We start from the raw sequence: 21,442 nt of genomic DNA on the forward strand, positions 1-21,442 counted from the left end.
CCCAAGGATCGCTCCCCATGAAGCGGAGCTCCTCCCACCGCGCCCTGATACACATCCGCAACGCCGCCATGGGCGGTGTCGTCCTGCTGCTGCTCGTCGCGGGTGTGTTCTCCTCCTGGAGTACGGCGCACCACATCATTCTGGCCAAGGGCCGCGAGCACGGCACGATGACCGTCACGGGCTGCGGCGCCGATGTCTGCACCGGTCCGTTCGCGCCGTCCGGGCAGGCCGCCGCGCGCTCCCGGGTGACGATCAAGAAGTCCGTGGCGGTGCGGCGGGGCGACCGCTTCCCCGTCGTCGTGAAGCCCGGTACGGACGATGTCGTACGCACCGGGGCCCCCGGCTTCCTGCATGCGTGGGTGCCGCTGGGCGGGGCGCTGGTGCTGGCCGCCCTGGTCATCGGCGGCGGTCTGCGGCTGCCCCGGATCGCCTGGGGCACCGGGATCGCGGGCGGGGTCCTGCTGGGGGCGACGTTCATCGCCCTGTGAGCGGGACCGCGCCCGCGCTCCGGAAGCTCAGCCGGTGTTGCGCAGCCCCGCGGCGACACCGTTCACGGTGAGCAGCAGGGCCCGGGCGAGCAGCGGGTCCGCCGCCTCACCGCGTTCCGCCGCCTCGCGCTGGCGGGCCAGCAGCGAGACCTGGAGGTAGGAGATCGGGTCCAGGTAGGCGTCCCGGATGGCGAAGGTCTGCTGGAGCACCGGGCTGGTGCCGAGCAGTTCGGACTCGCCGGTGACCCTGAGGACCTCCTGGACCGTGAGCGCGTGCTCGGCCTCGATGTCGGCGAAGACGTGCTTCAGCTCGTCGGGGACGAGCGTGTCGACGTAGTGGCGGGCGATCCGCAGATCGGTCTTGGCGAGCGTCATCTCCACGTTCGAGATGAAGTTCCGGAAGAAGTGCCAGTGCTCGTGCATCTCGTCCAGAACGGTGTCGAGACCGGCCTCGCGCAGTGCCTTGAGGCCGGAGCCGACGCCGTACCAGCCGGGCACGATCTGCCGGGACTGGGTCCAGCCGAAGACCCACGGGATGGCCCGCAGCCCGTCCAGGCCCGCCCCGGAGTCCGGGCGCCGCGACGGGCGCGAGCCGAGGTGCAGCTCGGCGAGCTGGTCGACCGGGGTGGCGGCGAAGAAGTACGCGGGCAGGTCCGGGTCCTCGACCAGCCTGCGGTACGCGGCGTGCGCGGCGTCCGAGACGGTGTCCATCGCCGCGTCCCAGCGGGCGAGGGCCTCGTCGGACTGGCGGGGCGCGGTGTGCAGCGCGGAGGCCTGGAGGGTGGCCGCGACGGTCAGCTCCAGGTTCTCCCGGGCGAGCGCGGGGATGAGGTACTTGTCGGAGATGACCTCGCCCTGCTCGGTCACCTTGATCTCGCCTTCGAGGGTGCCCCACGGCTGCGCGAGGATCGCGTCGTGCGAGGGGCCGCCGCCGCGGCCGACGGTGCCGCCGCGGCCGTGGAAGAGCCGCAGCCGTACGCCGTAGCGGTGCGCGACGTCGCGCAGCCGGCGCTGGGCCCGGTGGATCTCCCACTGCGAGGTGGTGATGCCGCCGAACTTGGAGGAGTCGGAGTATCCGAGCATGACCTCCTGCACGTCGCCGCGGAGCGAGACGAGCCGGCGGTACGAGGGGTCGGCGAGCATCTCGTCGAGGATGACGTCGGCGGCGCGCAGTTCGTCGGTGGTCTCCAGGAGCGGGACGATCCCGATCTTGGCCCAGCCGGCGTGCAGATCGATCAGGCCCGCCTCGCGGGCCAGGACGGCGGCTGCGAAGACGTCGTCGGCGCCCTGGCACATGGAGATGATGTAGGACTCGATGACCTCGGGGCCGAACCGCTCGAAGGCTTCCTTGATGGTGTGGAAGACGCCGAGGGTCTTCTCGCCCGCGGCGTCCAGCGGGGCCGGGGTCGGGGCGAGCGGGCGGCGCGAGCGCAGCTCCTTGGCGAGCAGCTTCTGCCGGTAGTCGCGCGGCATGTCGGCGTAGCGCCAGGACTCCTCGCCGAGCCGGTCGAAGAGCTGGCCGAGGGCGTGGTGGTGGGCGTCCGCGTGCTCGCGTACGTCCATGGTGGCGAGCTGGAGGCCGAACGCGGCGAGCGTACGGATGGTGCGGTCCATCCGGCCGTCGGCGAACAGGCCGCCGCGGTGCTCGCGCAGGGAGGTCTGGATGAGCGCCAGGTCGGCGAGGAGTTCGGCGGTGCCGAGGTAGTCGCAGCCGGGGCGGTGCGGGGTGCCGCCGGCGAGGCGCTCGCGGGTGTTGACGAGCTTCTGCCGGATGCAGGTGGCCTTGAGGCGGTACGGCTCCTCGGCATTCAGCCGCTTGTAGCGCGGGCTGATCTCGGGGAGCCGCTCCAGGTCGGCCTGGAGCGAGGTCAGCAGCTCGTCGGTGGCGCCGGTGTAGCGGATGGAGTTGGAGAGCTGCCCGCGCAGGTGGTCGACGAGCTCCAGCGCGTCGGTGATGCCGTGCTCGTGCTGGAGGATCAGCACTTCCCGGGTGACGGCGGGCGTCACGTTGGGGTTGCCGTCGCGGTCACCGCCGATCCACGTGCCGAAGGTGAGGGGGCGGGTGCCCGCGGGCAGGTCGACGCCGACCCGCTCCAGCTCGGCCGCCAGGTCCTCCAGTACGTCCCCGACGGCATTGGCGTGCAGCTCGTCGAGGTAGTAGATGGCGTTGCGGGCCTCGTCGGCCGGTTCGGGCCGGACCACGCGCAGTTCGTCGGTCTGCCAGATGAGGTCGATGTTCTCGGCGAGCCGCAGGTCCTGGCGGCGCCGGTCGGCGTCGATGACGGGTGTCTCCAGCAGCTCGGCGATGCGGCGGAGCTTGTTCAGCACGGAGCGCCGCGCGGCCTCGGTCGGGTGCGCGGTGAAGACGGGCCGTACGTTGAGGTTCCTGACGGTCTCGCGCAGGTGCTCCGGGTCCGCGTCCTTCAGCCGGTCGGCGGTACGGGCGAGGAGCCCGCCCTCGGCGGCGCGGCGGTCCCGCATCTCGTGGGCGCGGTGGACCTGTTCGGTGACGTTGGCGAGGTGGAAGTAGGTGGAGAAGGCGCGCACGAGCTGCGCGGCGGTCTCCAGGTCCGTGTCGCCGAGGAGTTCGGCCGCGGCCTCGCCGTCGGTGCGGGTCAGGGCGCGGACCCGCTCGACGAGGTCAAGGAGTTCCTGGCCCTCCTGGCGTACGAGGGTCTCGCCCAGCAGGTCGCCGAGGCGGCGGATGTCGGCGCGCAGCTCGGGGCTGGCGGCAGGGGTCTGGTCGGCACTGCTCACAGTGTGCGGCTCCTTGCAGTGGATGAGGAGGTGTGTCGCGAAGCGACTCCCGACAAGGGTGGTGGGAGACGGGCGGGCAGGGTGTCTCCGAGGCCGCGGTCGGCAGCGGTGCTGACGCCACCCCGGGAAAGCAGAGTGCGGACCGCGCTGTCCGACCCCACCAGGATAGGTGTCCGCGCCGTCGGCGACGCTCGCGCCCCGTTCGGGTCTCCCTTCGGGGGGCGGCCCGTCGCGCTCTCGTGCCACGGACCTCCCCGCTGTCATACTTACGTAACCGTAGGTTACGGATGCGTAGCCGCAGCCATCCTTCGTACTCCTCATCCCCGGGGGACTCCCCATGAACACCAGCCCCTCCGTGATCGGCGACGCCCGGCCGTCGGCGGCCGACGGTCAGCCCCTTCCCTCCGCCACGCTCGGCGGGGACAGGAAACGGCCGGTCGAGCAGATCGCCCTCCTGCTGTTCATCGTGGTGCCGTTCGTGGCACTGGTCGCCGCGGTTCCGCTGGCCTGGGGCCGGGGCGTGAGCGGGCTCGATGTGGGCCTGCTCGTGGCGATGTACTTCATCGGCTGCCACGGCATCACGGTCGGCTTCCACCGCTACTTCACCCACGGCTCCTTCAAGGCGAAGCGCCCGCTCCGCATCGCCCTGGCCGTCGCGGGTTCGCTGGCCGTGGAGGGCCCGGTGGTGCGCTGGGTGGCCGACCACCGCAGGCACCACCGGTTCTCCGACGCGGAGGGCGACCCGCACTCGCCGTGGCGGTTCGGCGAGAGCCTCCCCGCCCTGCTGAAGGGCCTGTGGTGGGCGCACATCGGCTGGATGTTCGACGAGGAGCAGACCCCGCAGCAGAAGTACGCCCCCGACCTGATCAAGGACCCGGCGATCCGCGGGATCTCCCGCCACTTCCTCGCCTTCACCACCGCCTCGCTGCTGCTTCCGCCGCTGGTGGGCGGTCTGGTGACGATGTCGTGGTGGGGCGCGGCGACCGCCTTCTTCTGGGGCTCTCTCGTCCGGGTGGCGCTGCTGCACCACGTCACCTGGTCGATCAACTCCATCTGCCACGCGGCCGGCAAACGTCCCTTCAAGTCCCGTGACCGGTCCGGGAACGTGTGGTGGCTCGCGGTGCTGTCCTGCGGCGAGTCCTGGCACAACCTGCACCACGCGGACCCGACGAGCGCGCGGCACGGGGTGGTGAGGGGGCAGGTCGATTCGAGCGCCCGGCTGATCCGCTGGTTCGAGAAGCTGGGCTGGGCGTCCGACGTGCGCTGGCCGGACTCCGCCCGCGTCGCGTCCCGCCGTATCGACGCCCGGCGCGACCGTCCCCGCGCCGACGCGGCATGATTGACGACGTGGCGACCGACTCCAGCACCAGCAGCGAGAAAACCCGTCCCTCCTCCACCCGGCGCACCCGCCGGGTGCGGATGACCGGCAAGGAACGCCGCGAGCAACTGCTGGACATCGGCCGCACCCTCTTCGCCGACAAGGGTTTCGAGGGCACCTCGGTCGAGGAGATCGCGTCCCGCGCGGGTGTTTCCAAGCCGGTCGTCTACGAGCACTTCGGCGGCAAGGAGGGCCTGTACGCCGTCGTGGTCGACCGCGAGATGCGCCAGCTCCTCGACATGGTCACCGGCGCCCTGACCGCGGGCCATCCCCGCGAGCTCCTGGAGCAGGCCGCGTTCGCCCTGCTCGACTACATCGAGACGTACACGGACGGCTTCCGCATCCTGGTCCGCGACTCCCCCGTCGCCCAGTCGACCGGCACCTTCGCCTCCCTGATCAGCGACATCGCCACCCAGGTGGAGGACATCCTGGGCCTGGAGTTCAAGGCCCGCGGTTTCGACCCGAAGCTGGCCCCGCTGTACGCCCAGGCCCTGGTCGGCATGGTCGCCCTGACCGGCCAGTGGTGGGTCAACGCCCGCAGGCCGAAGAAGTCGGAGGTCGCGGCCCATCTGGTGAACCTGGCCTGGCACGGCCTGGAGAACCTGGAGGCGAAGCCGCGGCTGATCGGGCACCGGAGGAGCTGAACGGGGGCCCGTCACTCATTGTGATGACGTCGCGGGAAAACGGCCTCTACTGTGGTCGGTAGGGCCAAGAATCCCGTCCATGGGAGGAACCATGACCGCCGAGCCGATCGCCGCGCACAGCTCCCGCTGGCCGGTGCCGCCGCAGGACGGATACACGGTGGACGATCTGTTCACCTTGACCGATCTCCCGCCGCACACCGAACTGCTCGACGGGAGCCTGGTTTTTGTGAGTCCACAGCGGCGTTTCCACGCCAAGATGATCGACCTTCTGATGAATGGCCTGCGCGCCACCGTCCCGCAGGATCTGAAGGCCGAGCGCGAGATGACCGTTGTACTGGACCGGCGCAACGGCCCCGAGCCGGACATCTCCGTCGTCCGCGCCGACGCCGTCACCGACCTTGAGCAGACCCGCTTCCAGGCCGCCGACGTCCTCCTCGCCGTCGGGTTCGTCTCCCCCGACTCCGAGGCCCGCGACCGCCACGCCAAGCCGCAGAAGTACGCGGCGGCCGGTATCCCGAACTTCTGGCTGGTCGAGACGGCCGGCAGCGACCAGCACCCGGTGGTGCGGGTCTACGAGCTGGACCCGCTGTCCAAGGCGTACGCGCTGACCGGGATCCACCACGACCGGCTGAAGACCGGTGTTCCGTTCGCAATCGACATCGACATCACGCCGGACGCGCTCGACCGGCTCTGACGACGGCGGTGATCACCGCGTCTCCTTGCGAGCGACGGCAAAGATGCGGCGGAACGGGAAGACCGTGCCGTGCGGGCCCGCGGGGTAGGCGGTGCGCAGCAGGTCGCGGTAGTCGGCGAGGAACGCCTCGCGGGCCTCTGGGTCGTCGGCCAGGGCGGTCAGGACGGGGCGCAGGCCGGTGCCCTTCACCCAGTCGAGCACCGGGTCCGCGCCGTGCAGCAGATGCAGATACGTCGTCTCCCAGACGTCCGCCGTGATGCCGGGGGCCGTCAGCGCGTCGAGGTAGGCGGCCGGGCCGAGCACGGCGTCGGCGTGGCGCAGTTCGCCGCGCAGGCGGTCGCGCCAGCGCGGGGACTCGGCGAGTTCCCGCATCAGGACGTGGCTGGGCTGGTGGAAGTTGCCGGGGACCTGGAAGGCGAACGTCCCGCCGGGGGTGATCGCGTCCAGCCAGACCGGGAAGCGGGCGGTGTGGTCCGGGACCCACTGGAGCAGGGCGTTGGAGACGATCAGGTCGTACGGCTCCCGAGGGGTCCAGGTCGCGGCGTCGGCCTCGGCGAAGTCCAGGAGGGGGCCGGCGTGGGCCCGCGCCCGCTCCAGCATCTGCGGGGAGTTGTCGTAGCCGGTGATCCGGGCCTCCGGCCAGCGGTCGGCGAGCAGGACGGTGACGTTTCCCGCGCCGCAGCCGAGGTCGGCGATACGGGGTGCGGGGGCGGCCGGAGGCTCGGTGACGCGGGCCAGGAGGTCGTGGAAGGGGCGGGTGCGATGGTCCGCGTGGCGCAGATACTGCTGCGGATCCCAGGTGGGTGCGGTCATGCGGACAGGATCGCCAGAAGTTATCTTGATGTCAAGACACTTGAATTCAAGAGACTTCATGTCGACAGACCCTCTACACTGATCCACATGGAGGACGAGGTCGACCGACTGGTCGCTGCATGGCGCCGCGAGCGCCCCGACCTCGACGTGGAACCACTCGAGGTGCTCAGCCGGGTCTCCCGCCTGGCCCGCCACCTGGACCGGGCCCGCCGGATCGCCTTCTTTGAACACCACCTGGAGCCGTGGGAGTTCGACGTACTGACGTCACTGCGCCGCGCCGGTGCCCCTTACCAGCTCTCCCCCGGCCAACTGCTCACCCAGACCCTGGTCACCTCGGGCACGATGACCAACCGCATCGACCGGCTGGCCAAGAAGAACCTCGTCGAGCGGCTCCCCGACCCCAGCGACCGCCGCGGCGTGCTGGTCCGGCTCACCGCCGAAGGGCGCGACAAGGCCGACCAGTCACTGGCCGGGCTGCTCGCCCAGGAGCGCGCCATCCTGAGCGAGCTCTCCACTCAGCAGCGAGGCGAACTGGCCGGACTGCTACGCCAGTTGACCGCCCCGTTCGACAACATCCCCTAGGACGTCCGGTCCGTCCGGAGCGGGCCGCTCGGGGACCGCATCAAGGGCTCGGAGGTCTCCGACGGGCACGGGTTTGACCGGCAGGTGGGCGGAGAAGCGTCCGCCGAGGCCGATCGGCTGCTCGCGTGCCGAGGCAAGGATCGTGCCGACGCTGCTTTCGCAGTAGCGCCCCTGACAGGGGCCCATGCCCGTGCGGCAGGAGAGCTTGACGGCGTTGACGCTGCTGACGAACGGTGACGACGCGAGGAAGTCGTCGAGGGCGCCACGCGTGACCAACTCGCATCGGCAGACAGTGGTTTCCGGTGTCGCGAGGTCGCCGAGTGCCTCGCGGACCGGTTCGAACATGCGTTGCACCACGGTGGAGAATCGTGACGCGGTGCGGATACCGCGTTCCGCTTCAACGAACGCCGCTGGGGGCACGGTGCGCCCGAGGCCGGCGGCGATCCCGAGGCCCGCGAGCACGCCCTCGGCGCGGGACTGGTCGGCGCCGGCGACGCCGGTGGGCTCACCGGCGACGAACACTCCGGGAACGGATGTCTCCAGTCGTTCGTCGTGTGCGACCACCCAGCCGCCCCGTGGCGAGTCGAAGACGAGGTCGCATCCGATCTGGCGGGCGAGTTCCGTCGACGCGGAGAAGCCGTACCCGAGCACGAGATGCGATGCGGCGACCTCACGGCGTACGCCCGTCACCTTCCATCGCCGGTCGACCCGGGCGAGTTCGACCCGGGAAACGTGTTCCGTGCCGTGGGCGGCCGTCACGATGGTCCGGGGCGAGACGCGGACGCCCTTGCGCACCAGTCGCGCCACGATCGCGCCCGTCTCTGCGAGCATCCGCAGATGACCGGGTACGGCGCCCAGGGCGTGGCGCAGGTCCGCCGGTGTCGGGATGCTCTGCGCGAAGGCGACCTCGCGCACCGGGACGCCGTCGCGGACGAGCAGGTCGGCCACAAGCAGCAGCAGCGGATGCGCGCCGGCCAGCACGACATCGCCGACGGGCGCGATCTTCTGTGCCTTGACGAGGGTCTGGGCGGCGCCGGCGGTCATGACGCCGGGCAGCGTCCAGCCGGGGAAGGCAATGGGAAGGTCGTAGGCGCCGGTGGCAATCAGCAGTCGGCGCGCGCCGATTACGCGAGTGCCGTGTTCCGGGTGGTTGACCGCCACGCGCAGAGCATCCGGGGCTGCGTCGTCGTGCAGGACACCGATTGCCGACCAGCCGAACTCCGTCGTCAGGCGCGGGTCCGTCTCGAAGCGCCGGATGAGGTCGGTGGCCCAGCCGTAGCCGGCGGTGGGGTGCAGGACACTTCCCGGGAAGGTCTTGGGCGGCTGGCGGAAGATCTGCCCGCCCGCTTGCTGCTGCTCGTCGATGACGACGACCGTCAGACCGTGATCGGCTGCGGTGAGCGCCGCCGACATGCCCGCCGGTCCCGCGCCGATGATCGCGAGATCGAACATCACAGCCTCCCTGGTGTGTCGATGACCATGCCCGCGCGCGCCGGGACGAGGCAGGTGCGGGTCAGTGGCCGGCCATCGACGGTGGCGGCGCACTCGAAGCACGTGCCCATGTTGCACAGCGGCGCCCGAGGTGCCCGGTTGCGGTCTTGTTCGAACGCGGCCCCTGCGGTGAGCATGGCCGCGGCTACCGTCTCGCCCGTACAGGCGCGGACCGGTTCGCCGTCGACGGTGATCGTCACGGTGTCGCCGCGCTCGTGTGCGGTGCGGCGCCAGGCATCGCCCGTAATCATGAGGTGCTCCCTTCCGCGAAGCGGGCCGGGTCGTAGGGTGCGAGGTCGATGTCGGGTGAGCGCCCGGCGATGAGGCCGGTCAGCACCCGGGCGAAGCTCGGCCCGAGAGTGAACGCCGATCCGCCGGTGGCGACGAACACGCCCGGCGCGCCCTTGACCGCGCCGACGAGCGGGAGCTGGTCGGGTGCGACCGTGGTCGCGCCGACCCAGCTGCGCACGGCGGGGACCCGCTCCAGTGCGGGAACGGTGTTCACGGCCGCGCGCGCGTTGCCGGCGATCGACTGCGGGATGAGCTGGTGCTTGCGGTCGAACGCCGGGGCGCCGTGCGCGTCCCTCATCAGCCGGGCCGGCCATCCACCGCCGATGAGGACCGTGTGGTCGAGTGACTGCTTGAGCGACAGGCGCGCGCCGGCGTGCTGGACGAGGTGGGGGATGAACGGGGGGATCTTCGAGGTGACGGTCATCGTGAGGGCGAGGGGGACGGTGGGCAGGTCGGCGTCGAAGACCCTGCCGAGCTCGGTCGTCCACACGCCGGCGGCGAGCACGACCGCGGCGGCCCGCACGGTGCGGGCCCGTTCGTCTCCCTCGCGGCCGGTCTCCTGGAGGGTGACGTCCCAGCCGGCCGGGACGCGGTGCGCGCCGACCAGACGGGAGCGGGCGCGCACCGTCGCCCCGGCCGCGATGGCGGCGCGGCCGACCGCGGGAGCGGCGATGCGGGCGTCCGCTTTTCCTTCCAGCGGGCTGTAATTGGCCGCGACGATGTCCCGTGACAGGTACGGTGCGGCGGCGTCGAGTTCGGCGCGGTCGAGCGTGCGCACGTCCAGGCCCCAGGAGCGTTCCAGCTCCGCCTTGAACTCAAGCATCCCGACCTGGTCGGCGTTCTCGGCGACCATGAGCCCGCCCGTCTGGCGCACGCCGAGCGGCTCTTTGATCTCGTCCTCCAGGCGCGACCACATCGCGGCGGCGTCCAGATGCAGCGGCATCGCCTCCGCCGCGACGCGCGCGGCCTCCTCGCCCGCCTCGACCATCCGGTATTCGAGCTGGAAGTGCAGGCTCCCGGCGTTCTGTCCCGAGGCGTGCTGGTTCACCTGGTCCTTGTCGGCCAGGAGCACCTGCGCACCATCGCGGGCGGCCATCCACGCGGTGAGGCAGCCGAGCAGGCCGCCGCCGACGACGACGACGTCGTAGCGCTCAGTCATCGGCGAGGGACACTGTCTCGATGCCGAGCTCGTGCAAGGTCGCCTCGACGCGGGCGACTTCGCCCGGCGTGAGCTCGAGCAGCGGCGCCCGCACAAACCCCGCGGGGATGCCGCGCAGCCGCAGCGCGGTCTTGATGATCGCCTGCTGGTTGCCGAACTGCACGCCGTAGTCGGGACGGAACCACGCGTCCATGTAGACGCGGTCCTTGTGGCCCAGGCGGACCGCGCGCTCCCGGTCCCCGGCGTCGACGGCGTTCCAGAAGTCGGCCTGGTCGCGGCCGAGGATGCCGCCCGTTCCCATCAGGCCGTCACCGTGGCCGAGCATCGCGAGGTCGGCGCCGAGCGCGTTGGTGGGCAGACCGAAGTAGCGCACCTCGCCCTCCAGCGCATACATCCCGGCGAGGAAGCTCGCGAAGTCTCCCGTCGAGTTCTTGATCGCGACGACGTTCTCGATCTGCGTGAGCTCGGCCAGCAGGTCCACGTCCATGTCCACGACGCAGCCGCGCGGCCAGTTGTACACGGTCATCGGGATGTCGGTGGCATCGCTCACCGCCCGGTAGAACGCGACGATCTCCTTCCGGTTGGGCACGATGTAGGGCGGAGGGGTGAGGAGGATGCCGTCCAGGCCCGCCGCCTGAGCGGCGCGGGCGTGGGCGATCGCCTCGCGCGGGGTGAACGCGTTGCAGGCGCCGAGGACGGGGAAGGCGCCGCTGCGGTGCTCGGCGCCCGCCGCGAACAGTTCCGCGCGTTCCTTCTCGGACAGGGAGAACCACTCGCCGCTGGTGCCGGCCAGGATCGCGCCCTGGATGCCCTCGTCGGCGAGCCAAGCCACCTGCACATGCAACGCGTCGGTGTCGAGCGCGCCGTCGCGGGTGAACGGTGTGGTGATGGCGGGGATGTAGCCGCGCCAGTTGACTGTGTTGCGATCCATGGGTGCTCCAATGACCGTTCGTCCTGCGGTGTTTGCTGGGTGTGCTGCTCAGACCAGGGCCGGCGTGCTCTCGGGCCGCTTCAGTTCGGCACCGTCCGCGCCCTCGAAACGGCGGCCCCAGCCGGTTGCGGCCGCCACGACCATGACGACGGTGAGGACGAGCGGGTAGAGCATCGCGACGAAGATCTCCGTTGTGGCCAGGGCAGGAACGCCCTTGATCCCGGTCGTGAGCTGCGCGCCGATGAACAGATAGGCGCTCAGGACGGGGACGATGGCGGCGATCCCCATCGCGAAGCAGTCCATGACGACCGCCCGGCGGTAGGGGTGCAGGCCGACGCGGGCGCCGATCTCATCGGCAACCGGGCCGAACGTGAGCATCGCGGCCGAGTTCACGCCGCCGAACAGGAGCGTGGTGCCCGAGATGCCGATGCCGATCGCGAACTCGGCACCACGCGGGGTGCGGGACAGGCGGCTTCGGGTGAGGGCGCTCACCAGCCAGTCGAGGATGCCCGCGGCGGTGAGTACGCCCATGATGCCGAACACGGTCACCACCAGAGCGATCACGCTGAGCATGCCGCTGACGCCTGAGATCAGGAATCCGGTGGGCGCCCCCTCGGTGACGCCGATGATGCCCTCAAGGGTGAGCAGGCCCGAGGCGAGGCCGGTGACGATCCCGGTCACCAGCCCGACCGTGACCGCCTTGAAGATGTCGCGGGTCAGCAGCGCCACGGTGAGCATGAGCGCGACGGGGATGAGCATCACCAGCGCGAGCGGGTCGGCGGCCTTCTCCAGCAGCTCCTGCGAGTGCGCCGAGTCGCTCGAGCGGCCCGACGACCCCAGCATGAAGAAGCCGGCAGCCGCGACGGTTGCCGCCGTGAAGGCGAAGCGGGCGCGGCTGCGTACGACTCCGGCGATATCCGCGGTGCCGGACTTCCGGCGGAACGTCTGCGTCGACGACGAGATGACGGTCGTGTCGGAGATCGGGGCGACGTTGTCTCCGAAGATCGCGCCGGAGATGATCGCGGCGGCGAGGAACGCCGGTTCGGCGCCGAGGAGCACGCCGGCCGGATAGAAGATCGGAAACGCCGTGAACATCGTCCCGATGGACGACGCCGTCGCCATCGAGATGATGCACACCGCGACGAACGCGAACAGAGTGAAGGTGCCACCACTGACGCCGAGGAGTTCAGCCAGCCACACGAACCCGCCGGAGACGTTGGTCTCCTTGATCAGGGCGGACATCAGCCCCACACAGAACAGCATCATCACGATCGTCACCGCGGTGGACGATCCGATCCCCCTCGTCACGGCGGACCAGTACGCCGCATACGGCTTGGCGAACAACGCGCCGACGAGCAGCGCGACGACACCACCCGCGGCGAGCGCGGTCATGTCGAACGTCTTGAACACGACGAAGAAGACGACACAGAACGCGAGGAACACGACGACCGGCAAGAACGCCAGTGCCCTTCCTCCACGGAAGACCAGTTGCTGGTCGGCGCTCATGGTGGTGCACCTCTCTCCACAACGCCGAGGACAACCCGGGCGTGCACTTATTTACACTGGTACACAGAAATGCACGGCGTCTCGCCTGTCAACCGTTGACTCTCCAGCAAAAACGTGCTGCAACGCCCAAGGCATCCCGTGACTCGCGTACACAAGAGTGCGCACAGCTCCGCTAGGCTGACCACCGTGATGGGAGACCAGCTACGCAACCTACGGACGGAAGCGGGACTCAGCCTGCGCGATCTCGCAGCGCAGACCGGCCTGTCCGCGACCCTGCTCAGCCAGGTCGAGCGGGGCATCCGCGAGCCGAGCCTCAAAACCCTCCGTGCCCTGAGCACCGCCTTCGGCCCGTCGACCGCCTCGCTGTTCCACGGCCAGGCCCCACTCACGGCCCACCACAGCCGCCCCCACGAACGCTCCCGCCTGCTCATGCCGAAGGGCCTCGTGCAGTACGAACGCCTGACTCCGGGCAACGGCCAGCTCGAAGTCCTCCTCGGCACCCTCGAACCGGGCCAGGCGTCCAGCGACGAGGAGTGGGGGCATACCGCGGTCGAGTGCGCCTACGTCATCACCGGCACGGTCACCGTGCACGTCGCCGATCAGCGTTACGACGTACAAGCGGGTGAGGCGCTGACCTTCGACGCCACACAACCCCACCGCTACACCAACAACACGAACGAGCCGGCGACCTACCTGGCGTCGGTGACACCGCCCACGCCCTGACTGCATTGATCACGAACTGATCAGCTAGAGCCTTTCGTTTGGATCAGGCCGGATCAGGGAGCGGGACCTGGTGCGTGCGATCGCAAGGCGGAGGAGGGAGTCGGATGGGGTCTCCCCTGCTCGAGCGGAGCCGAGAGCTTGGGGAAGGAGCCCTGGCGAGTGACGACAACGCGGAGGGGGGTCCCCCCTGGCCCTTAAGGCCTTGGGGGAGTGCGTGCCAGGCCCCGCGAGCCCGGCATGATCCAAACGAAAGGCCCTAACGCTCCAGCCGGACCAGGGCGCCGGCCGGTTCCAGATCGACCGGCCCGACACCCGCCCGCCGGGCCAGTGCGACCGCCGCCAGCGTCGAGTGCACGCCCAGCTTCCCCAGCACGTTCTGCATATGGGTACGCACCGTGTGCGGGGAGAGATAGAGCCGCTCCGCCACCGCCTTGCGCCCCAGGCCCGCCACCATGCAGCGCAGCACCTCGCGCTCGCGCGGGGTCAGCGACTCGACCAGCCGCTCGCTCTCGGTGCGGTGCTTGCGCGCCGCCGTCAACTCCCGCAGCACGCCCGTGAGCAGGGCGGGGGGCAGATGCGTCTCGCCGCGCAGCACCCCCCGGACGACCGTGAGCAGCCGTTGCAGCGAGCAGTCCTTGGCCACCCAGCCCGAGGCCCCGGCCTGCAGCGCCAGCGCGGCCCGCACCGGGTCGTCCTTCTCCGCGAGCACCACCGTGTGCACGGAAGGCCCGCCCGAACGGACCCCGGCGACCAGCGAGATGCCGTCCACCGGGGCGTCCTCTCCGCCCCGGGGCACCGGGACGGGTGCCCGGCGGCCCCCCGCCCCGGACCGGATGCCCAGCTCGGCATCGACCAGCATCACGTCGTAACCGCGCCCCTCGGCGGCGGCCCGCTCCAGACAGCGCAGGGCAGCGGGGCCACTGCCCGCCGCCGCCACTTCGACGTCCGGCTCGACCGCGAGCGCCGCCGCGAGCGACTCGGCGAAAATACGGTGGTCGTCCACCACGAGAACCCGGATACGAACCACAGGCACCCCCATGCCGCCTCTGTTGCTGGGCCACCCCCGGCCCGACGAAGGGCCGCAACAGCGCGGGTACGGCCGCCCGGATCGGGGAGATGGACCGCAGCCCCACGGCCGCCGCCGTGTGCCGACCGCCACCCGCCCCCGGGCGCCGTACCCGACTGTCCCGTACCCCTGAATCGGCACCGGCCCCCACCGGTACCGTCCATCAGCGTACGGCCGCGCGGCCGTTGTGGAAGGCAATTGGCAGAACTGGCATACACCTGACCACAGTTGACCGGTGCCGGCCGCACCCGGGACGTGGCCCGTATTCCGCCCCGGAGCGGAGAACCTCAGTGGAGGCGCCGGGCACCCGCCGAAGGAACCGCGGGGAAGATCCGCGGTGCCGCGTACCCCGCCGCAGCGAACGCCGCCGGCACGGACTTGGCGACCGCGTCCGCCCGCTCCTCCTCCACCAGGACGATCGCCGAGCCGCCGAAGCCGCCACCGGTCATCCGCGCGCCGAGCGCCCCGGCCTCGTTCGCCGCAGCCACCACCAGGTCCAACTCCGGGCAGGAAACCCTCAGATCGTCGCGGAGCGAGGCGTGCCCGGCGTTGAGCACCGGGCCCGCGGCCCGCACGTCGCCCGCGTCGAGCAGCGCGATGACCTGTTCCACCCGCTCGTTGTCGCCGACCACATGGCGCACGCAGCGCACCACGGACTCGTCGACCCCGGCCGCGGCCAGGGTGTCCAGGGCCGCGCCGAGGCCGTCGTACGGCACTTCGCGCAGGGTACGTATGCCGAGCGCCGCCGCGCCCGCCTCGCAGCCGGCCCGCCGCTCCGCGTACGCGCCGTCGCCGAGGGCGTGCTTGACCTGGGTGTCGACCACGAGCAGCCGCAGTCCGGCGGCGGCCAGGTCGAAGGGGACCTGGCGCTGGGTGAGATCGCGGGTGTCGAGGTACAGGGCGTGGCCCTCGGTGCAGCAGGCGGAGGCCATCTGGTCCATGACCCCGCACGGCACACCGACGAACACATTCTCGGCGCGCTGGCCGATGACCGCCAACTCCTGTGCGGAGAGCCCCAGTTCGAAGAGGTCGTTGAGAGCGAACGCGGTGACGACTTCGAGGGCCGCGGAGGAGGAGAGCCCGGCGCCGGTGGGGACGGTGGAGGTCAGCCGGATGTCCGCCCCGGTGACCGGGTGACCGGCCTCGCGCAGCGCCCAGACGACGCCGGCCGGATAAGCCGCCCAGCCGTGCCCCTGGTGCGGGGCCAGTTCGTCGGCCCGGAGCCGGACGACGCCGCCCGGCACATCGGTCGAGTGGAGCCGCAGTTCGCCGTCGGTGCGGCGGGCGACGGCGGCGCGCGCGGTGTGCGGCAGGGCGAGCGGCATCACGAAGCCGTCATTGAAGTCGGTGTATTCACCGATCAGGTTGACCCGGCCGGGGGCCGCCCAGATCCCTTCGGGGGCGTTCCCGTAGAGCTCGGTGAAGCCGGCGGTCAACTCGCTGTTCTCGGTCATGGGGCGGTGGGTTCCTCTCGGCGGGCGAACGCCCAGGCGTCGGAGACGATTCCGGTCAGGTCGGCCCGCGAGGGCGTCCAGCCGAGCCGCTCCCTCGCGGTGGCGGCGGAGGCGACCAGCACGGCGGGGTCGCCGGCGCGGCGGGGGGCCGCGGTCTCCGGGACGGGATGGCCGGTGACCTCGCGGACGGTCTCGATGACCTCGCGCACCGAGAAGCCGCTGCCGTTGCCGAGGTTGCAGATCAGGTGCTCCCCCGCGGTGGCCGCGCCCAGGGCCAGCAGGTGGGCCTCGGCGAGGTCGGCGACATGGATGTAGTCGCGGACGCAGGTGCCGTCGGGGGTCGGATAGTCGTCGCCGTACACGGAGACCGACTCGCGCTGCCCGAGCGCGACCTGGAGGACCAGCGGGATGAGGTGTGATTCGGGGCTGTGCCGCTCCCCGTAACTTCCGTACGCCCCGGCCACGTTGAAGTAGCGCAGCGAGACCGCCGCCAGTCCGTGGGCGGCCGCCTCGCCGGTGATCATGTGGTCGGCGGCGAGCTTGGTGGCACCGTAGGGGTTGGTGGGCGCGGTCGCGTCGGATTCGGTGATGGGGGTGGTGACCGGTTCGCCGTAGGTGGCGGCGGTGGAGGAGAAGACCAGGGTCCGGACCCCCGCGTCCCGCATCGCGGCGAGCAGCGCGACGGACCCGCCGACGTTGTTCACCCAGTACTTCTCCGGGTCCGTGACGGACTCGCCGACCTGGGAGTACGCGGCGAAGTGCAGCACCCCGTCGTAGGAGGCGTCCAGCCACTTCGCCGCGTCCTGGACGCGGCCCTCGATGAACTCGGCCCCGGCCGGGACGCCCTCCCGGAACCCGGTCGAGAGGTCATCGAGGACGGTGACCGCGTGACCGGCCTCCAGCAGGTGCTGGGCGACCACGCTGCCGACATATCCCGCGCCGCCCGTGACCAGGTACTTCTTCTGGGGCTTGCTCACTCGCTCGCTACCTCTCGCAGTCGCTGGGCCGCGGCTTCCGGCGGCACATCGTTGATGAACACGTTCATGCCGGATTCGGAACCCGCGAGGAACTTCAGTTTGCCGGAGGTGCGTCGGATGGTGAAAAGCTCCAGATGGAGCCCGAAGTCCTCCCGGCCGGGGGCCCGGAACGGGGCCTGGTGCCAGGCCGAGATGTACGGGGTCGGCGGCTCGCCGGGGCCGAAGATCCGGTCGAATCGCCTCAAGAGTTCCAGATAGATCTGTGGGAACTCCGTGCGCGCGGCCTCGCCCAGCCCCCGCAGGTCGGGAACGCGGCGGCGGGGGTGGAGGTGCACCTCGTACGGCCAGTGCGCCGCGTACGGCACGAAGGCGACCCAGTGCTCGCCGGCGATGACGATCCGGGAACCGTCCGCCTCCTCGCGGGCCACCACGTCGTCGAAGAGATTGCCGCCGGTCTCGGCGCGATGGGCCGCCATGGAGCGGAACATCAGCTCGGTGCGCGGGGTGACGAAGGGGTACGCGTAGATCTGCCCGTGCGGGTGGCCGAGCGTGACACCTATCTCGGCGCCCCGGTTCTCGAAACAGAAGACCTGCTCGACCTGCGGGAGTTCGGCGAGTTCGGCGGTGCGGTCGGTCCAGGCATCCAGGACCAGGGCGGCCCGGTCCTCGGTGAGGTCGGCGAACGACGCGTCGTGGTCGGAGGTGAAGCAGACGACCTCGCAGCGGCCGGAGTCGCCGGCGAGCGAGGGGAAGCGGTTCTCGAAGACGGCTACGTCGTAGTCCGCCTCGGGGATCTCGCTCAGCCGGCCGTCCCGCGAGGGGCAGAGCGGGCACTCGTCGGCCGGCGGGTGGTAGATGCGGCCCTGACGGTGCGAGGCGATGGCGACGCTGTCGCCGAGGAACGGGTCACGACGGATCTCGGATGAGGTCGAAACGGGGTCGAGGGGCCGCCGGTCGACGGCGTCGCGCACGACATCGTCACGGCTGTCGTAGTAGAGCAGCTCCCGGCCGTCGGCGAGCGTCGTAACCGTCTTCTTCACCAGGTTCCTCCAAACATAAACAAACACAATGAACCACAAATCAACAGACGCGTCAATGAGACTGCCGACGGCGTGAGCGGTGGACGCGGAGCACCGGTGATCAGGGCCTCCCCGCGCCTGCGTCCGGAGGCCGGAGGCCGGGGACCGGAGGCCGGGGACCGGAGGCCGGGGTTCGGGGACGAGGGCGGGCCCCAGGTCCGGGGGCTGCGCCTGGGGGCTGCGCCCGGAAGCTGTGTCCGGGGTCCCGGGTCCGAGTTCCGGTCGCGGGTGCCATCGCCGCGACGGCCGATCACTTCGTGATCTACGGGCAGGGGGTCATGGCACCCCCGTCCACTGGGGCGTCGGCTCCGTCGCCGGTGCGCTGGCCTTGGTCGCCGTCACGCTCTTCGGAGCCCCGGAGCCCCGGAGCCCCGAGGCCCTGGCCCGGCCGACGGCCCATGCCCCGCGGCCCACGACCCACGGCCGACGCGCGGTCTTCGGCGGGGCCGGCGGCGTCACCCGATGCCGTCGGCCCCCTTCTCGCCGAGGGGCTCGTCGAGCGGCCGGCCCAGCGGCGCCGCCCGGTCCAGCAGTCCCGTGCGGGCCGCGAGCGCCGCGGCCTCCAGCCGGGAGCCGACGCCCAGCTTCATCAGCACCCGCTGCACATGCGTGCGCGCGGTGCTCGACGCGATGCGCATTCCGGCCGCGATCAGCCGGGTGTCCTCGCCCTCGGCGACCCGTACCAGGACCTCGACCTCGCGCGGGGTCAGCAGCTCCAGCAGCCGCTGTCCCTCGTCGTCCGGCGCCGCGGCCGGATTGAGCAGCTCGGCGAAGGCGCCCTGGAGCAGTTGCGGCGCCACCGCGGCCTCTCCCGCACGCGCCCTGGCCACCGCCCGTTCGACGCCCTCCATGCGCTCGTCGTGGCGGACGTATCCCGCGGCGCCCGCGGCGAAGGCCGCAGCGATCCCGCGCGGGCTGGGCACCGGACCGAGCACCACCACGGCCACCTGCGGGCGCTCCCGCCGGATCCGTACGATCGGGTCGAAGGCCCCCGGTTCGGCCGGGGCCGCGGTGCCGAAGAGGCAGACCTCCGGCGCCCTGCTGACCACCAGCTCCGCCGCCCCCGTGGTCGGGGCGGCAGCCGCGAGCACCCGGTGGCCGCGCAGTTTCAGCGCCGAGGCGAGCGCCTCGGCGAGCAGTCGGTGATCATCGACCACCATGAGCCGCACGCTCATCCAGCACACCCCCGTAGCACCGGCGCCAGGCCCCCCGGCCCGCCCTGCCCCGGCAAGCTACACGCTTGTTCGACGCCGCGGACCCCTTACCCGGCAGAAGGCCCCGGGAGTGTCGGATTATGTGCCATCCAGGGCTGCCCGGCAGGCGGAAACCGATCGGCCCTGCCGGTCGAATGATCGACCGGCAGGGCCGGGTCACCGGTACCGCGCAGGGATCAGCCGGTGGCGAAGGAGACGGCGAGGTACTCCTTGTCGTCCAGCGAGCTCCCGCTCGGCTTGCTGAGCATCGTCTGCGAGATGAACAGATGGCCGGCGGAGTAGATCATCTCGGCGTAGTCCCCGGAGAAGCTGTTCTCGGCGTCGCGGACGGACTCCTCGCCCGGGTTCTCCATCAGCACGGTCTGCTTGAAGGTGGAACCGTCGATGGAGACGATCTGGCCGCCCTTGTCGTAGGGGGGCCTCTTGTACGCGATGATGTTGCCGCCGTCCATGCGGAGCGGGTACATCGTGTAGCGGTCGCCCGCGTCGGCCCGGTCACTGGTCGGCTTGCCCGTGGTGAGGTCGAAGGAGACGATCTCGTTGGTGTCGCCGTACTCGCCGGTGCCCTCGTGGTCCTCGGTCGGCACGTAGATGCGGTTGTTGCCGACGGCCAGCTTCTGGCAGCTCTCGACCTGGGTGGAGGCGCAGCGCGCCGCGTACTTCTCGCCGTCCGCCGCGATCCGGGTGAGCAGCTTGCCGGTGGAGGCGTCGATCGAGAAGAAGTCCGAGATGCCGCTGCCGTCACCGGCGGTGTCGCCGACGTCGGCCGCGACGACCAGCGGCTTGGTGGAGACGATGCTCGCGAAGTCGACGCCGGGCGGCATCTTGTACGAGGAGAGCGGGGCGCCGGTGGCCGGGTTCAGCGCCTGGACGACGAGCTGCGGGTCGTCGTACGTACCGCACTTGCGGACGACGGCGAGGGCCTCGCCGCCGGCGTAACCGGCGTCGTAGCAGCCGTCCGTGGAGACCTTGGGCTTCCAGCGCTCGGCGCCGGTGTTGAGGTCGAACGCGGCGCCGCCCTCGGTGCCGGCCGCGGCGACCGTGGTGCCGCTGAGCGTGACCTCGCTGTACCTGACCGGCTCGTCACCGCTGGTGGCGGCGGTCACCGACTTGCTCCACATCAGCTTGCCGGTGTTCAGGTCGAGCGCGCCGACCTGGTTGCACGGCTGGTACTTCTTGGCCTTGGTCGGCTTGCCCGCCTCGAAGGCGATGGCCGTCTTGAAGTCCTCGGACATGTGCCGGGAGGCGGCGCAGAGCTGACCGGCCAGCGGTATGGACCACAGCTTGGTGCCCTTGGCCAGGTCGTAGCCGACGATCTCGTTCAGCCCGCTCTTCACGTACGCCTTGTCGGTCAGCCAGGAACCGTTGACCTTGGTGACCTCGGTCACCTTGGGCTCCGGCAGCTGGAAGGCGACCTTGGACTTGGGGTCCGCCGGTGCCTTCTCCTTCCCGCCGCCGACCGCGCCTCCCGTGCCGCCGTCCTTGCCCTCGGCGGTGCCGCCGCTGGACCGGGACGCCTCTTCCTTCTTGCCGTCGTCACCGCCGCTGGAGGCGAACCAGACGCCCCCGGCGACGATCAGCACGACGGCGACCGACGCGGCGACGATGATCTGCATCTGGGTGGAGAACTTCTTGCCGCCGTTCCCGCCCCCGTTCTGCTGCGGCGGGTACTGCTGCTGCATCGGGGTGGTCGGGTAGCCGTACCCCTGCAGGGGCGGCTGACCGGGCGGCAGCCCCTGCGGGAAGCCGTAGCCCTGCTGCGGCTGGCCGGGGACCGGCGCCTGCGGGTAGCCGTAGCCGGGCTGCGGGGGCCCGGCCTGCGGGTAGCCGTAGCCCGGCTGCGGGGGGCCGGCCTGCGGATAGCCGTAGCCCGGCTGCGGGGGCCCGGCCTGCGGATAGCCGTACCCGGGGACCGGCTGCTGTGGTACGCCCGCGGGCGGCGGGGTCTGCGGGTTGCCGGCCTGCGGCGGGGGCTGCGGGGCACCGAACCCGCCCGCGGGCGGGGTGTCCGGCTGCTTGCCGAACGGGCCGGTGAGCGGCGGGGTCGGTGCGCCGAATCCATCCGGCGGGGGGTCCTGCGGTGCGCCGAATCCATCCGGCGGGGGGTCCTGCGGGGCACCGAACCCGCCCTGGGGCGGTTCGTTGGGCGGCTGGGGCGGCTGGGGCGGCTGCGTCATGGCGTACGTACCTCTGGG

19 protein-coding genes are annotated in these 21,442 nt (G+C 71.2%); 6 read left to right on the forward strand and 13 right to left on the reverse strand.

Translation table 11 applies throughout. From position 1 onward, the window contains the following. Window positions 1-17: 17 nt before the first annotated feature. On the forward strand, window positions 18-488 hold the full coding sequence (locus ACF08M_RS11100) for a hypothetical protein (protein WP_392184941.1): 471 nt from the start codon (window positions 18-20) through the stop codon (window positions 486-488). Window positions 489-515: 27 nt separating this feature from the next. Here ACF08M_RS11100 and ppc read toward each other — a convergent pair whose 3' ends face one another. Further along, window positions 516-3,245, reverse strand: coding sequence for a phosphoenolpyruvate carboxylase (ppc, locus tag ACF08M_RS11105; RefSeq protein WP_392184942.1), 2,730 nt, complete (start codon window positions 3,243-3,245; stop codon window positions 516-518). Window positions 3,246-3,582: 337 nt separating this feature from the next. On the opposite strand from ppc, the gene ACF08M_RS11110 reads away from it, so the two are divergent. The 3 genes from ACF08M_RS11110 (at window position 3,583) to ACF08M_RS11120 (ending at window position 5,961) form a co-directional block, all read left to right on the forward strand. Next, on the forward strand, window positions 3,583-4,584 hold the full coding sequence (locus ACF08M_RS11110) for an acyl-CoA desaturase (protein WP_392184943.1): 1,002 nt from the start codon (window positions 3,583-3,585) through the stop codon (window positions 4,582-4,584). Continuing rightward, entirely contained in the window at window positions 4,581-5,267 is a 687-nt protein-coding gene (locus ACF08M_RS11115) for a TetR/AcrR family transcriptional regulator (protein WP_392184944.1), read from the forward strand. Before ACF08M_RS11110 ends, ACF08M_RS11115 begins: the two co-directional genes overlap by 4 nt. Before the next feature lie 91 nt (window positions 5,268-5,358). After that, on the forward strand, window positions 5,359-5,961 hold the full coding sequence (locus tag ACF08M_RS11120; RefSeq protein ID WP_392185063.1) for a Uma2 family endonuclease: 603 nt from the start codon (window positions 5,359-5,361) through the stop codon (window positions 5,959-5,961). Window positions 5,962-5,973: 12 nt separating this feature from the next. On the opposite strand, the gene ACF08M_RS11125 is transcribed toward ACF08M_RS11120, so the two are convergent. Beyond that, window positions 5,974-6,774 (reverse strand): trans-aconitate 2-methyltransferase, encoded by an 801-nt coding sequence (locus tag ACF08M_RS11125; protein WP_392184945.1) that lies wholly within the window; start codon window positions 6,772-6,774, stop codon window positions 5,974-5,976. A gap of 87 nt (window positions 6,775-6,861) precedes the next feature. On the opposite strand from ACF08M_RS11125, the gene ACF08M_RS11130 reads away from it, so the two are divergent. Then, window positions 6,862-7,356, forward strand: coding sequence for a MarR family winged helix-turn-helix transcriptional regulator (locus tag ACF08M_RS11130; RefSeq protein WP_392184946.1), 495 nt, complete (start codon window positions 6,862-6,864; stop codon window positions 7,354-7,356). On the opposite strand, the gene ACF08M_RS11135 is transcribed toward ACF08M_RS11130, so the two are convergent. The 5 genes from ACF08M_RS11135 to ACF08M_RS11155 are packed head-to-tail and all read right to left on the reverse strand — an operon-like array spanning window position 7,318 to window position 12,734. After that, entirely contained in the window at window positions 7,318-8,808 is a 1,491-nt protein-coding gene (locus ACF08M_RS11135) for an FAD-dependent oxidoreductase (protein ID WP_392184947.1), read from the reverse strand. The genes ACF08M_RS11130 and ACF08M_RS11135 overlap by 39 nt on opposite strands. Beyond that, entirely contained in the window at window positions 8,808-9,098 is a 291-nt protein-coding gene (locus tag ACF08M_RS11140) for a 2Fe-2S iron-sulfur cluster-binding protein (RefSeq protein ID WP_392184948.1), read from the reverse strand. Before ACF08M_RS11140 ends, ACF08M_RS11135 begins: the two co-directional genes overlap by 1 nt. Continuing rightward, a complete protein-coding gene (locus ACF08M_RS11145) occupies window positions 9,095-10,297 on the reverse strand; it encodes an NAD(P)/FAD-dependent oxidoreductase (RefSeq protein WP_392184949.1) in 1,203 nt (400 codons plus the stop codon). Before ACF08M_RS11145 ends, ACF08M_RS11140 begins: the two co-directional genes overlap by 4 nt. Next, window positions 10,290-11,228, reverse strand: a complete 939-nt coding sequence (locus ACF08M_RS11150; RefSeq protein WP_392184950.1) for a dihydrodipicolinate synthase family protein — start codon at window positions 11,226-11,228, stop codon at window positions 10,290-10,292. The genes ACF08M_RS11145 and ACF08M_RS11150 overlap by 8 nt, the downstream gene beginning before the upstream one ends. 48 nt (window positions 11,229-11,276) lie before the next feature. After that, window positions 11,277-12,734, reverse strand: coding sequence for a Na+/H+ antiporter NhaC family protein (locus ACF08M_RS11155; RefSeq protein WP_392184951.1), 1,458 nt, complete (start codon window positions 12,732-12,734; stop codon window positions 11,277-11,279). Between the two features lie 189 nt (window positions 12,735-12,923). Here ACF08M_RS11155 and ACF08M_RS11160 point away from each other — a divergent pair, with 189 nt between their 5' ends. Beyond that, window positions 12,924-13,457, forward strand: a complete 534-nt coding sequence (locus tag ACF08M_RS11160; RefSeq protein ID WP_392185064.1) for a helix-turn-helix domain-containing protein — start codon at window positions 12,924-12,926, stop codon at window positions 13,455-13,457. Window positions 13,458-13,713: 256 nt separating this feature from the next. Here ACF08M_RS11160 and ACF08M_RS11165 read toward each other — a convergent pair whose 3' ends face one another. The 6 genes from ACF08M_RS11165 to ACF08M_RS11190 all read right to left on the reverse strand — a co-directional run bounded on the left by ACF08M_RS11165 (window position 13,714) and on the right by ACF08M_RS11190 (window position 21,424). Next, window positions 13,714-14,496, reverse strand: coding sequence for a LuxR C-terminal-related transcriptional regulator (locus ACF08M_RS11165; protein WP_392184952.1), 783 nt, complete (start codon window positions 14,494-14,496; stop codon window positions 13,714-13,716). A gap of 314 nt (window positions 14,497-14,810) precedes the next feature. Continuing rightward, window positions 14,811-15,977, reverse strand: coding sequence for a galactokinase (gene galK / locus ACF08M_RS11170; protein WP_392184953.1), 1,167 nt, complete (start codon window positions 15,975-15,977; stop codon window positions 14,811-14,813). Further along, window positions 15,974-16,954, reverse strand: a complete 981-nt coding sequence (galE, locus tag ACF08M_RS11175) for a UDP-glucose 4-epimerase GalE (RefSeq protein ID WP_392184954.1) — start codon at window positions 16,952-16,954, stop codon at window positions 15,974-15,976. The genes galK and galE overlap by 4 nt, the downstream gene beginning before the upstream one ends. Continuing rightward, a complete protein-coding gene (galT, locus tag ACF08M_RS11180) occupies window positions 16,951-17,994 on the reverse strand; it encodes a galactose-1-phosphate uridylyltransferase (RefSeq protein ID WP_392184955.1) in 1,044 nt (347 codons plus the stop codon). The genes galE and galT overlap by 4 nt, the downstream gene beginning before the upstream one ends. Before the next feature lie 494 nt (window positions 17,995-18,488). Beyond that, window positions 18,489-19,208, reverse strand: a complete 720-nt coding sequence (locus ACF08M_RS11185) for a LuxR C-terminal-related transcriptional regulator (RefSeq protein ID WP_392184956.1) — start codon at window positions 19,206-19,208, stop codon at window positions 18,489-18,491. 215 nt (window positions 19,209-19,423) lie between these two features. Beyond that, on the reverse strand, window positions 19,424-21,424 hold the full coding sequence (locus tag ACF08M_RS11190) for a PQQ-binding-like beta-propeller repeat protein (protein ID WP_392184957.1): 2,001 nt from the start codon (window positions 21,422-21,424) through the stop codon (window positions 19,424-19,426). Window positions 21,425-21,442 lie beyond the last annotated feature (18 nt).

The organism is Streptomyces sp. NPDC015032 (assembly GCF_043080425.1).
Classification (GTDB): Bacteria; Actinomycetota; Actinomycetes; order Streptomycetales; family Streptomycetaceae; genus Streptomyces.